The sequence below is a fragment of the Streptomyces sp. NPDC059718 genome (assembly GCF_042733315.1).
Taxonomy (GTDB): domain Bacteria; phylum Actinomycetota; class Actinomycetes; order Streptomycetales; family Streptomycetaceae; genus Actinacidiphila.
In genome coordinates, this window is sequence record NZ_JBHWGA010000014.1 from 130,953 (window position 1) to 144,459 (window position 13,507).

Sequence of the window (13,507 nt, forward strand, 5' to 3'; positions counted from 1 at the left end):
TGAAGGAGCGAAGTGGCTAAGGTCCGGGTATACGAACTCGCCAAGGAGTTCGGAGTTGAGAGCAAGGTCGTCATGGCCAAGCTCCAAGAACTTGGCGAATTCGTCCGTTCGGCGTCCTCGACGATCGAGGCGCCGGTTGTTCGCAAGCTGACCGACGCACTGCAGGGTTCCGGTGGCGGTTCCGCCTCCTCCAAGCCCTCGGCTGCCAGGCCCGCGGCGCCGCGCAAGGACGCGCCCGCAAAGCCGGTCACCCCCACTCCGGGTGCGCCGGCCCGTCCCGCTGCGCCGGCTCCCAAGCCGGCCACGGGATCAGCCCCCACTACCAAGCCCGCCGGTGGCCCCGCGCCGACGCCGGGCCCGCGCCCGACCCCGGGTCCCAAGCCGGCCCCGGCCAAGCCCGCGCCGGTCACCCCGGTGCCGCAGGCGGAGTTCTCCGCCCCGCCGGCCCCGGAGCGCCCGGCCCAGGAGCGTCCGGCTCAGGAGCGTCCGGCCCAGGGCGAGCGCCCCGCTGCCGGTCGTCCCGGTGGCCCCGGCCCGCGTCCGAGTACCCGTCCCTCCGGTCCCGGCCAGCGTGACGGCGGCCGTGGCCAGGGCGGCCCCGGTGCGCGTTCCGGTGGCCAGGCGCCGCGTCCGGGTGCCCCGCGTCCGGCCGGTCCCCGCCCGGGCAACAACCCCTTCACCTCCGGCTCCACCGGCATGCCGCGCCCGCAGGCGCCGCGTCCGGGTGGTGCCCCCGGCCAGTCCGGCCCGCGCCCCGGTGGCGCCCCGGGTGGCTCCGGTCCCCGTCCGGGTGGCGCTCCGCGCCCCGGCGGCGGTGCCGCCTCCGGCGGTCCGCGTCCGACCCCGGGCGGCATGCCCCGTCCGCAGGGCGGCGGCCCCCGTCCGAACCCCGGCATGATGCCGCAGCGTCCCGCTGCCGGCGGCGCGCCGGGTCGTCCGGGCGGTCCGGGTCGTCCCGGCGGTCCCGGTGCGCGTCCCGGCGGCGGTGCCGGTCGTCCCGGTGGCGGTGGCGGCGGCTTCGCCGGTCGTCCCGGTGGCGGTGGCGGCGGTGGCCGTCCCGGTGGTGGCGGCGGCTTCGGCGGTCCGCGTCCTGCCGGCGCCGGTGGTGGCGGTGGCGGCGGCGGCTTCGCCGGCCGTCCCGGTGGTGGCGGCTTCGGCGGTCGTCCCGGTGGTCCGGGTGGCCGCGGTGGCACGCAGGGCGCCTTCGGCCGTGGCCCCGGTGGCCGTCCGGCCCGTGGCCGCAAGTCGAAGCGGGCGAAGCGCCAGGAGTACGAGGCCATGCAGGCCCCGTCCGTGGGCGGCGTGCTGCTGCCCCGCGGCAACGGCGACACCGTGCGCCTGTCCCGTGGTGCCTCGCTGACCGACTTCGCCGAGAAGATCGGCGCCAACCCGGCGTCGCTCGTCCAGGTGATGCTGAACCTCGGCGAGATGGTCACCGCGACCCAGTCCGTCTCCGACGACACGCTGCAGCTGCTCGCCGACGAGATGAACTACACCCTCCAGATCGTCAGCCCGGAGGAGGAGGACCGCGAGCTCCTCGAGTCCTTCGACATCGAGTTCGGCGAGAACGAGGGCGGCGAGGAAGCGCTCGTCGCGCGTCCGCCGGTCGTGACCGTCATGGGTCACGTCGACCACGGCAAGACCCGCCTCCTCGACGCGATCCGCAAGACCAACGTGGTCGCGGGCGAGGCCGGCGGCATCACCCAGCACATCGGTGCCTACCAGGTGGCCACCGAGGTCAACGGCGAGCACCGGGCCATCACCTTCATCGACACCCCGGGTCACGAGGCGTTCACCGCCATGCGTGCCCGCGGTGCCAAGTCCACCGACATCGCGATCCTCGTGGTGGCGGCGAACGACGGCGTCATGCCCCAGACGATCGAGGCGCTGAACCACGCCAAGGCGGCCGACGTGCCGATCGTGGTCGCGGTCAACAAGATCGACGTCGAGGGCGCGGACCCGACGAAGGTGCGCGGTCAGCTGACCGAGTTCGGTCTGGTGGCCGAGGAGTACGGCGGCGACACCATGTTCGTCGACATCTCCGCCAAGCAGGGTCTGAACATCGACAGCCTGCTGGAGGCCGTGGTCCTCACCGCGGACGCCGCGCTCGACCTGCGGGCCAACCCGGAGCAGGACGCACAGGGCATCGCGATCGAGGCGCACCTCGACCGCGGCCGCGGCGCCGTGGCGACCGTCCTGGTCCAGCGCGGCACCCTGCGGGTCGGCGACACCATGGTGGTCGGCGACGCGTACGGCCGTGTCCGCGCGATGCTCGACGACAGTGGCAACACCGTCGACGAGGCGGGCCCCTCGACCCCGGTCCTGGTGCTCGGTCTGACGAACGTGCCGGGTGCCGGCGACAACTTCCTGGTGGTCGACGAGGACCGTACGGCCCGTCAGATCGCCGAGAAGCGTGCCGCCCGCGAGCGGAACGCGGCCTTCGCCAAGACCCGTCGCCGGGTCAGCCTGGAGGACCTGGACAAGGTGCTCAAGGCCGGCGAGGTCCAGCAGCTCAACCTCATCATCAAGGGCGACGCGTCCGGTTCGGTCGAGGCCCTGGAGTCCTCGCTGCTCCAGCTCGACGTCGGCGAGGACGTGGACCTGCGCATCCTCCACCGGGGTGTCGGTGCGGTCACCGAGACCGACGTCACCCTGGCGGCGGGCTCCGACGCCATCATCATCGGCTTCAACGTGCGGGCCGAGGGCCGCGCCACGTCGCTGGCCGAGCGTGAGGGCGTCGACGTCCGCTACTACTCGGTGATCTACCAGGTCATCGATGAGATCGAGGCGGCGCTCAAGGGCATGCTCAAGCCCGAGTACGAGGAGGTGGAGCTCGGCACCGCCGAGATCCGCGAGGTCTTCCGCTCCTCCAAGCTCGGCAACATCGCCGGTGTGCTCATCCGCTCCGGCGAGGTCCGACGCAACGCCAAGGCGCGCCTGCTGCGTGACGGCAAGGTCGTCGCCGAGAACCTCACCATCGAGGGTCTGCGGCGCTTCAAGGACGACGTCACCGAGATTCGTGAAGGTTTCGAGGGCGGTATCAACCTCGGCAACTACAACGACATCAAGATCGACGACGTCGTCGCGACCTACGAGCTGCGCGAGAAGCCTCGCGTCTGATCGAGGGACATCTGACCGGGGCCGGTTGGCGGAGGGAAAATTCCGTCGATCGGCCCCGGCCGTTGCCTTTACTGTGGTGATTGCTGTTCACGGTGTTCGCACCGTTCACGACGAGGCCCCACAGGTCGGCTTGACCTGATGCCCATGTATGTAGGGACGCTGTCCTTCGACCTGCTTCTCGGCGACGTCCGTTCGCTGAAGGAGAAGCGGTCCGTCATCCGGCCGATCGTGGCCGAGCTCCACCGCAAGTTCGCGGTGAGCGTCGCCGAGGTCGACCACCACGACCTCTACCGCAGGGCCGAGATCGGCGTGGCGGTCGTGTCCGGGGACCCCGGGCACATCAAGGACGTCCTCGGACGCTGCGAGCGCTGGATGGCCTCGCGCCCCGAGGTGGACCTGCTGTCGGCGCGGCAGCGGGTGCACGGGGACGACGACTGACACTCACGTTCCGAAGCGTGATGAGAAGAGAGAAGAGCACGCATGACCGACACCGCGCGGGCGCGCAAGCTGGCGGACCGCATCCGGGTCGTGGTCGCGGAGACGCTCCAGCGGCGGATCAAGGACCCGCGGCTGGGCTACGTGACGATCACGGACACCCGGGTCACCGGTGACCTCCGGGAGGCGACCGTCTTCTACACGGTCTTCGGTGACGACGAGGAGCGGGCCGCCTCGGCGGCGGCGCTGGAGAGCGCCAAGGGCGTCCTCCGCTCGGAGGTCGGACGGCAGACCGGCGTGCGCTTCACGCCCACCCTGACGTTCGTCGCCGACGCGATCCCCGAGAACGCGCGCACGATCGAGGACCTGCTCGCCAAGGCCCGGGAGGCCGACGAGGAGGTCCGCAAGACCGCCACGGACGCCACCTACGCCGGCGACGCCGACCCCTACCGCAAGCCGGCGGAGGACGAAGGCGACGACGAGGAGGATGGCGACCGATGAAGGACGGGCTTGTCATCGTCGACAAGCCGGGCGGTATGACCTCGCACGACGTCGTGGCCCGGCTGCGCAGGCTGGCCGGGACACGGCGCGTGGGGCACGCGGGCACGCTCGACCCCATGGCCACCGGCGTCCTCGTCATCGGCGTCGACAAGGCCACCCGGCTGCTCGGGCACCTCGCGCTCACCCGCAAGGAGTACGAGGCGACCATCCGGCTCGGCCAGAGCACGGTCACCGACGACGCCGAGGGCGAGGTCACGGCCTCGGTCCCCGCGGACGGGGTCACCCGCGAGGCGATCGACGCGGGCATCGTGCCGCTGACCGGGGACATCATGCAGGTGCCGTCCAAGGTGAGCGCCATCAAGGTCAACGGCGTCAGGTCGTACGCCCGCGTGCGCGGCGGCGAGGACTTCGAGCTGGCGGCGCGGCCGGTGGCGGTGTCGTCGTTCGTCGTGCGGGACGTCCGGCACGTGCGGCACGAGGGCGGTGACGTGGTCGACGTCGACGTCACGGTCGAGTGCTCCTCCGGCACGTACATCCGGGCCCTCGCCCGCGACCTCGGTGCCGGGCTCGGCGTCGGCGGCCACCTCACCGCGCTGCGGCGCACCCGCGTCGGGCCCTACGGCGCCGGGCTCGCCCGCACGCTGGAGCAGCTCACGGAGGCGTTCGCGGTGCTGCCCATCGCGGAGGCCGCGGCGGCGGCGTTCCCCCGGTGGGACGTGGACGCCCGGCAGGCGCGGCTGCTCGGCCACGGGGTACGGCTGGACGCGCCCCCGTCCCTGGGGGCGGTGCCCACGGCGGTGTTCGGGCCGGAGGGGGAGTTTCTGGCGCTGGTCGAAGCGCGGGAGGGGCAGGCCAAGATCCTGGCCAACCTCGCCTGACGCGACGCGGCGCGGCGCTTGCGGTCCGGGGTGCGTTCTGTGGGGCCCGGTGGTTGTGTGCGGGTCCTTGCGCCTGCGGGTGGCTGCGCCGGGCTGCCCGGGTGTTTGTGTGCGGGTGCGTCCCGCCTGCGGCGGGCTGTCCCCCGCCCGCCCTCCCGATTGCCCGGCGCGGTTGGTGCGCGCCTGCGCTCTGTTGGGTTGGGGTCGGTGCCGCGCCGGCGTACCTCCTCGGGGCTCGCGGTTTACCCCCACATCGTTCGGCGCCCGGGTCCGCCGCTCGTCCCCTGCGGGGGCACCCCGCCGCACCCCCTCCCGCATGTTGGGGCGACTGACGGCCGGTGGGGGTTCAGTAGGGCACCTGCGGCGACCCCGGACCGCTCTCTCACCCCCACCGGCGGTTGGTCGCCCGCGATAGGGAGGGGGCGGGGGAGTTTGGGGCACCCCCGGCCGAAGGCTGGGGGAGGGCGGGAGGGCGGGGGAGAAACCGCAACAGCAACAGACGCGGCGCCGCACACGACAACCGGGCCCAACGGATCGCACCCCGGACCGCTTCGCGGCGCAACCGTGAAGCGCGGGCCCTCCCCCCTCGCGGCCCGCGCTGCACGATCCCCCTCCCTCCCCGTCCCTATCCACCCCCCAAGATCAATTCACCCCAACGGGCAGGCGCTCGGAGTGAAGAGAGGGAGCGCTTGGGGGCGCGTTCGACGTGGGATCTGTTGTGTCGATCAACGGACGTCTACGGTCGAAACGGGCACTGTGGCGGGGAGGTGCGCAGATGGCGGTACTGCCCGCCGATGTCGACCGGGCGCTGGTGCGCGTCCGTGACCTGGCCGGACGGCCGCGGGGGACGGGGTTCCTCGTCGAGGCGCGGGACGGACGGGGGACGCTCGTGACGAGCCATGAGGCCGTGGACGGCCTCGTACGGCTCGTGCTGCACGCGCACGGGGAACAGACGACCCTCGTCGAGGCGCCCGCGATCACCCCGCTGCCGGAACTGGGGCTGGCGCTCGTGGCGACGGAGGGACTGGACGTACCGCCGCTGCCGGTGGCCGGGTTCGCGCGCACCGCGGGGTCCGGGCGGGGGGTGCGGTTGCGCGGCGCGGCCTGGGTGGAGGCCACGATCGCGGGGACGGCGCCGGTGACGTACACCGCGACGGACCGCTTCCACCTCCTCGACGTGGCGTACGAGCTCGCCGGTGCGCGCGGCGACGACGAGCCGCTGCGTGCCGTCGCCTCGGGGGAGCCCGTGATCGACGCGGAGACCGGTGCCGTGCACGGGGTCGTCGTGACCGCGCTGCACGCGGGACGAAGGGCGGGCGGGTTCGCCGTGCCGTTGCGGGCGCCGGCGGAGGGCGGGGCGCTCGCGGACGCGCTGGCGCGCAACGCGGCGACCGTGCCCGCGTACGGGCCGCACCTCAACATCGCGGGGGCGCTGCGGCTGACCGCGACCTCCGTCGCTTCCGCGGCCCGGCCGCGGTCCTGGCGCGAGGCCGAGGCGCGCCCGGACACGGAGGCGGAGCTGGCGGGCTTCACGGAGGAGGGGTGCGCCTGCGTGCTCGGGCTGGTCGGCGCCCCCGGCAGCGGCCGTACGACCGCACTGGAGGCGTTGGCCGCCCGGCGTGCCGCGGGCCCGGACCCGGCGCCCACGCTGTGGCTGCGCGGGGCCGAACTGCGGGCGGGCGACGCCGGGTTGAGGGACGCCGTGGCGCGGGCGCTGGCCGCCGCGGGGCGCATCGTGCACGCAGGGCGGGTGCCGGAACGCGCGCCGGCCGACGCGTCGCCCGATGCCGTCGCCCGCCTGGCGCGTGCCGTGGGGCGGCGGTTGCTCGTCGTGCTGGACGCTCCCGAGGAGATGCCGCCGCTGCTCGCCCACGCGCTGCCCGAGTGGTCCGCGGAGACGGCACGGTGGCTGGGCACGGCGGGGGCGCGGCTGATCGTGGCGTGCCGCCCCGAGTACTGGGAGGAGGCCGGAGCCCTCTTCCCGCCCGGCCTGCTCCACGACGCCGGCGCTCCGCCGGGCGCCCGGGCGCTGCCCGCCTGCCTGCGCCTCGGCGGCCTGGCGGAGGAGCCGGCGCGGCTCGCCCGGGAGCGCCACGGGCTGTCCGCCGGTGCCCTCGCCGAGCAGGACGCGGCGCATCCGCTGGCCCTGCGGCTGCTGTCGGAGGTGCGGGCCGCCGGCGGTGGCCTGACGGGACGGCCCGGCCGGGCGGAGGTCTTCTCGGCGCACCTGGATCTGCTGTGCCTGCGGATCGCCCACCGGATCGCGGCCGCCACGGCCCCCGCGCGGGCGACGGAGGTACGGCGGCTGGCCGCCCGCGTCGCCGGGCAGGCGCACGAGGCGGCCCGGCGCTGCCTGGGTCCGGGCCAGGGCGAACTGGACCGGGCGTCCTTCGAGGAGCTGTTCCCGTGGCGCCCCGGGTGGGCGGCGGCGGTGCTCACGGAGGGGCTGGTGGTGCCGGCCGGCGCCGGGTACCGCTTCGCGCACGAGGAGTTCGGCGACTGGCTGCAGGGTGGCCAACTCGACCTGGACGAGGCACTGTACGCCCTGGTCCACCGCTGGTCGGCCGGCGACCGGGACGGCTGCGCCGAGGCCCCCGTGCGCCTGCCCGCCCGGACCGGGGCGCAGCCGCGGCACAGGGCCGTGCCGCCGGTGCCGCCCGCGCCGCCGCTCGCCCCGACCTCCGAGCCGCGCTGCCTGCCCGTGCCGCGGCACCGCATCGGCCCGGTCGTGCAGGCGCTGCTGCTCACCGCCCGCCGTTCGGGGCCGGACGTCCTCGGGCGCAGGCTGCGGCAACTGGTCCAGGTGCTCGACCGCGACGCCGCCGCGCCCGCGTCGCGCGGTGGCGGGACCGTACTGCTCGACGGGGTGCCCCGGCCGCGCGGGGAGGGCGACGCCGTCGCCCGGGTGACGGCCCGGCGCGCGGACGCGGTGTGGTGGGCGGCGCACCTGCTGGGGGAGACCCTGCTCGGGGTGCCGGACGCGACCCCGTACCGGGACGTGCTGCGGCTGCTGGCGGAGCGTGTCACCGTCCGTTCGATCGAGGCCGGGGGCTTCCACGAGGGCGCGGGGCTGGGGGAGTTCGGGCCGTGGTTCTGGCGGCGGCTGCGGCTCCCCCCGGAGGAGCGCCTGGCGCTGCTGCGGCTGCTGCTGCCCGCCGACGGTCCGCCGCGCGCCGCGGACGGCACGCGGGAGCGGTTCCTGACGGCGGCCGGCGAGGTGCTGGCCGCGACGCCGCGGCCGTCGATGCCCGCGCTGTGCGGCTGGTTCACCGACGAACGGCTGCTGCAGTCCGCGCCCTCCGGCCCCCGGCCGACGGTCGCCACCGCGGCGCAGGCCCTCCTCCACACGCACCGGCGGCAGGCGGTGGACGACCTCACCGAGGCCCTGGCCGCCGCGGACCACCCCCGCGCCAAGGAACTGCTGGCGGCCCTCGCCGAGGACGAGCCGTCCGCCGTGTGCCGTGCCGTCGACCGCTGGGCGCACGAGGACCGGCCGGAGCGGCACGCCGCCGCGGCCACCTACGGCCTGCTCGCCGCCCCGCACGCCGTACTCGCCGCCGACCGCGAACTGCTGCGCTACGCGGCCCTGGCGATCCTGGCCAGACCCGCCGACGGCACCCTGCACGGCGCCGCGCTCGGCCTCCTGGTGCGGGACCCGGCGACCCGCTGCCTCCACCTGCGGGCCGCCCTGGACGGCTTCGCCGCCGGCGATCCGCTGCTGCCGGCCGCGGCGCTCGCCGCGGCCCTCCCCACGCACCCCGAGCAGGTGCTCGCCGCGTTCCACTCCCGGCTGCGCGAACCGGGTCCCGGCGCCGCCGAGGTACTGCGCGAACTGGCCGAGGTGTCCACCCCGGCACTCGCCCGCCGGGCCGCCGCCCTGGTGTGGGACCACCTCGGCCACCGACCCGAGGACGCGCGGCACGCGGCGGCCTACCTCGACCGCCGCCTGGAGCACGGGCCGGCCGCCCGCGCCGTACTCCTCCCGCTGGTCACCGGACTGCTGCGGGAGCACCCGCCGCAGGTGCGCAGGGTGCTGGCGCCCGTGCTGGCCGCACCGGGCGGCCGCGTCTCCCGCCCGCTGCGCCAGGAGCTGCTGGACGTCCTCCTGGACCAGGAACGCGACCCGGCCGTGCTCGACGCCCTCCTGGGCGCGGCCGCCGACGGGTGCGCCCGGCGGCCGGCCCCGATGACCCGCGACCTGGTGCACCGGGTCGGCCTCCTGCTCTGCCGTACGCCCGAGGGCGCTGCCCTCTTCGACCGGCGGCTGGTGCAGCTGGTCAGCGGGTCGCCCGGGTTCGCCCGGCAGGTGCGCGGATGGCTGGCCGCGGACGGCCTCGACGGCGCGGGCCCAGGGGCGTGGGACGCGGTGATCGGCCCGAGCGCCCGGCGCATGTGCGACCAGCTGGCGCCGGCGGAGGCGGTGGGCCTCTGACCGGCCGGGGACCATCCGCCGACGGCGGCGGCGTCATGTGTTCCGGCCGGCCGTCGTGCTGCGCCGCTGGTCGCCGCGCCGGCACTCCTGTACCGCGTGCGTCCGGCATCCGGCGCCGAGCCCCGCCCCGTACCGCGTCCCTTCCGGGCGGAGCCGCGGAATGTGATCCGGCTCGCGGGCGATCCGGCCGCCGAAAGCGTGCTCTCACCGGTCGGCCAAGGAGGCGCGCCCAGGTCCGCGACGGCCGCGTCACCGGGGGCGCTGCGCCGGTGGGCCCCCCGGCATGGCAGGCTTGGACCTGCACATCGAAGAACCATCGGCGGTCGAGGAGCGGTCACTGTGCAGCGCTGGCGAGGCTTGGAGGACGTCCCCGGGGACTGGGGACGCAGCGTCGTCACCATCGGCTCCTACGACGGCGTGCACCGCGGGCACCAGCTGATCATCGGCAGGGCCGTGGAGCGCGCCCGCGAAATGGGCGTCGCCTCCGTCGTCGTCACCTTCGACCCGCACCCCAGCGAGGTGGTCCGCCCCGGCAGCCACCCGCCGCTGCTGGCGGCCCACCACCGCCGCGCCGAGCTGATGGCGGAGCTGGGCGTCGACGCCCTGCTCATCCTCCCGTTCACGACCGAGTTCTCGCAGCTCTCGCCGGGCGACTTCGTCCGCACCGTGCTGGTCGACGCGCTCCACGCGCGGGCCGTCGTGGAGGGCCCGAACTTCCGCTTCGGGCACAAGGCCGCCGGTGACGTGGAGTTCCTGTCCGCGATGGGGCTGAAGTACGACTACGAGGTGGACGTCGTCGACCTCTACCTGACGGGCGAGGCGGGCGGCGGCCGGCCGTTCTCCTCCACGATGACCCGCCGCCTGATCGCCGAGGGCGACGTGGCGGGCGCCGGCGAGATCCTCGGCCGACCGCACCGGGTCGAGGGCGTGGTCGTCCGCGGCGCCCAGCGTGGCCGGGACCTCGGATACCCCACGGCGAACGTCGAGACGCTGCCGCACACCGCGATCCCCGCGGACGGGGTCTACGCCGGCTGGCTGCACGTCGAGGGCGAGGCCATGCCCGCCGCGATCTCCGTCGGCACCAACCCGACCTTCGACGGGACCGCCCGCACCGTCGAGGCGTACGCCATCGACCGCGTCGGGCTGGACCTGTACGGGCTGCACGTCGCCGTCGACTTCCTCACCTACCTGCGGGGCATGGAGAAGTTCGACACGATCGACGCGCTCCTGGAGCGGATGGCCGACGACGTCAAGCGCGCCCGGGAACTGGTCGACGCCTACGGCGCCGCCGGGTGAACCGGCGGCCGGAGCGCCGCTGACCGACCGACGCGAAGGGCCCGTCCCGCCACGATGGCGGGACGGGCCCTTCCCGTCACTGCTGCTGGGTCCAGCCGGGCGGGACCTGCCCCTGCGCCGGGGGCTGCTGCCCGGGCTGCGCCTCCTGCGGCGGCGGGGGAGGCTGCTGGGTCCAGCCCTGGGGCATGCCGCCCTGCGCGGGCGGGGGAGGCGGGGCCGGCTGCCCGTAGGGCGGCTGCTGCGGGTGGCCGTACCCCTGCTGCGGGGGCATCGGCTGCTGCGGCGGGTACGGCTGCTGCCCCTGCTGGGGCGGGTAGCCGCCCTGCTGCTGCGGCGGCATCTGCTGTTGGGGCGGGTAGACGCCCTGGGCCTGCTGGGCGCGGACGAAGTCCTCGGCGACCAGCGACGCCAGGTGGAAGTACGCCTCACGGGTCTTCGGCCGCATCATGTCGAGGTCGACCTCGGCGCCCGCGGCGAGGTGCTCGTCGAAGGGCACCACGACGACTGCGCGGCAGCGGGTCTCGAAGTGCGCGACGATGTCGTCCACCTTGATCGTCTTGCCGGTCTCACGGACCCCGGAGATCACGGTCAGGCTGCGCTGCACGAGGTCGGCGTAGCCGTGCGCGCCGAGCCAGTCGAGGGTCGTGCTGGCGCTGCTGGCACCGTCCACCGACGGGGTGGAGACGATGATCAGCTGGTCGGCCAGGTCGAGCACGCCGCGCATGGCGCTGTAGAGCAGACCGGTGCCGGAGTCGGTGAGGATGATCGGGTACTGCTGGCCGAGCAGGGCCACCGCGCGGCGGTAGTCCTGGTCGTTGAAGGTGGTGGAGACGGCCGGGTCCACGTCGTTGGCGATGATCTCCAGGCCCGAGGGCGCCTGCGAGGTGAAGCGGCGGATGTCCATGTAGCTGTTGAGGTGCGGAAGCGCCTGGACGAGGTCGCGGATCGTCGCGCCGGTCTCCCGGCGCACGCGGCGGCCGAGCGTGCCGGCGTCCGGGTTGGCGTCGATGGCCAGGATCTTGTCCTGGCGCTCGGAGGCGAGCGTGGCGCCCAGGGCGGTGGTGGTCGTCGTCTTGCCGACGCCGCCCTTGAGGCTGATCACCGCGATCCGGTAGCAGGACAGCACCGGGGTGCGGATCAGGTCCAGCCTGCGCTGGCGCTCCTGCTCCTCCTTCTTCGCGCCGATCTTGAAGCGCGACGCCTGGTTGTTGTTCCTGCGCGCCTTCGGCTGCTGGCGCAGCAGACGGTCCGAGGAGAGCTCCACGGCCGCGTTGTAGCCGAGCGGGGCGCCGTGCATGACCCGCTGCTGCTGCTCCTGGCCGGGACCGGGACCGCCCCAGCCGGCGGCCGTGCGCGGGTCCACGGGCGGGGTGGGCTGTTGCTGCTGCTGCGGCAGGACCGGGGGGTGGGGCTGCACCGGCGGTTGCGGCTGGGGCTGGGCGTGCGGGCCGGGCCCAGGCTGCGGATAGCCGTAACCGTGCGGCGGTGCCGGGGGGTTGGCTCCGTCGGCGTACGGCGGCATCGGCTGCTGCCCCTGCTGCGGGGGCGGCCCGGGCGCGGGAGCCGGGGGCTGCTGCGGGGCCGTCTGCGCGTACGGGGGCTGGGGCTGGGCGTGCGGACCGGGCCCCTGCTGCGGATAGCCGTACCCCTGCTGCGGGTACGGGGGCTGGGGCTGCGGGTACGGCGGCTGCTGCGCGTGGGGGTCACCCCAGGGCGCGCCCTGGTTCGGCTGCGGGTACCCGTAACCGTGCGGCGGCGGGGCGGGCTGGGGGTAGCCGTACGGTTGCTGCGGCGCGGGCGAGTTGGGGTCGCCCCACGGCGCACCCTGATGCGGCGGCTGCGGGTAGCCGTACCCCTGCTGAGGCGGGGGCTGCACCGGGGCAGGCTGCTGCGGTGCCTCCTGAGGGGTGGCCGGCTGGTACTCCGGCGGCAGCGGCGGCACCTGGGACTGCGGCGCCGGAGCGGGCGGCTGCGGCTGCTGCTCGGGGGTGGCCGCGATCTCCCCCTGGGGCGCTTCCTGGGGCTGCGGCACGGGCGGCTGCTGCGGCCCTGCGTCCGGCTCCGCGGGCGCGGACGTCACCTCGGTGGCCACCGGCGCGGGCGCCTCCACCGACTGCGGTTCCACCGGCTGCGGTTCCTCGGGCGGGGCGGGCTCGGGGTCGGCGAAGACCGCCGCCGCGGCGGCCTCGCGGGTGGCGTCGGGGACCGCCGGAGCGGGCTGCGGCTCCGCGGGGGTGGGGGCGGGGACCTCCTCCACGGCGGGACGCAGGGTCGGGACGCCCGGGGCGACGGCGGGTGCGGGGGTGGGCGGTTGCCCGGCCTGCGCAGGACGGGGGTTCTGCGGCTCCTGCGGCGACATCGCCTCGGGCGCGGCCGCCACCGGCGGACCCACCGGCTGACCCACTGGCGGCGGGCTCACCGCGGGAGCCGGGGCCGGGGGAGCGGGCGCGGGCGCGGGCGTGGGCGTGGGCGTGGGCGCGCCTCCTCCCGCCTGCTGCGTGTACCAGGACGGCGGCGCGTAGTCGATCTGGAACTCGCCCGTGAGGTCCGCGTCGGACTGATCCCCGTCCGGGACGGCCCCGCCCGTGCGGATGTCGTCCTGATCGCTGCTCACTGTGCCTCCTGGTCAACTCAAGTACGCGCCCGGTCCGTCGGAGCGGACGCGATTCCCCCGTCTCGGAGTTCCCGCGGCACAGCCGCCGCGGCTCACCGGAAGAGCCTAATCATCCGGGCCGCGGGTAGGGCAAGCGCCGTCGGCATCACGACCGGCACGCCGACGTGATGCACCGTTCGCCGCGCACGGAGCCGTGCCGGCCACGCGTTGGCACGGCCGCTGCGGATGCCG

Annotated in this window: 7 protein-coding genes; 6 read left to right on the plus strand and 1 reads right to left on the minus strand. The window is 75.4% G+C overall.

The genetic code is table 11. The features are described from left to right. The first annotated feature begins 12 nt into the window (after nt 1-12). The 6 genes from infB (at nt 13) to ACFV3E_RS18230 (ending at nt 10,662) form a co-directional block, all read left to right on the plus strand. Nucleotides 13-3,120, plus strand: a complete 3,108-nt coding sequence (gene infB / locus ACFV3E_RS18205) for a translation initiation factor IF-2 (RefSeq protein ID WP_500535527.1) — start codon at nt 13-15, stop codon at nt 3,118-3,120. A 144-nt stretch (nt 3,121-3,264) separates the two neighbouring features. Next, nucleotides 3,265-3,558 (plus strand): DUF503 domain-containing protein, encoded by a 294-nt coding sequence (locus tag ACFV3E_RS18210; protein WP_018562639.1) that lies wholly within the window; start codon nt 3,265-3,267, stop codon nt 3,556-3,558. A gap of 42 nt (nt 3,559-3,600) precedes the next feature. Then, the gene (rbfA, locus tag ACFV3E_RS18215) at nt 3,601-4,056 is read left to right on the plus strand and encodes a 30S ribosome-binding factor RbfA (RefSeq protein WP_500535528.1); all 456 of its coding nucleotides are present in this window, start codon (nt 3,601-3,603) and stop codon (nt 4,054-4,056) included. Further along, complete coding sequence (gene truB / locus ACFV3E_RS18220; RefSeq protein ID WP_500535529.1) at nt 4,053-4,934, plus strand: tRNA pseudouridine(55) synthase TruB; 882 nt, start codon at nt 4,053-4,055, stop codon at nt 4,932-4,934. Before rbfA ends, truB begins: the two co-directional genes overlap by 4 nt. Before the next feature lie 775 nt (nt 4,935-5,709). Further along, nucleotides 5,710-9,366: a serine protease gene (locus ACFV3E_RS18225; protein ID WP_500535530.1), complete on the plus strand. Its 3,657-nt coding sequence runs from the start codon at nt 5,710-5,712 to the stop codon at nt 9,364-9,366. 339 nt (nt 9,367-9,705) lie between these two features. Next, complete coding sequence (locus ACFV3E_RS18230; RefSeq protein ID WP_500535531.1) at nt 9,706-10,662, plus strand: bifunctional riboflavin kinase/FAD synthetase; 957 nt, start codon at nt 9,706-9,708, stop codon at nt 10,660-10,662. A 76-nt stretch (nt 10,663-10,738) separates the two neighbouring features. On the opposite strand, the gene ACFV3E_RS18235 is transcribed toward ACFV3E_RS18230, so the two are convergent. Beyond that, nucleotides 10,739-13,276: an SCO5717 family growth-regulating ATPase gene (locus tag ACFV3E_RS18235; protein ID WP_500535532.1), complete on the minus strand. Its 2,538-nt coding sequence runs from the start codon at nt 13,274-13,276 to the stop codon at nt 10,739-10,741. Between the last annotated feature and the right edge of the window lie 231 nt (nt 13,277-13,507).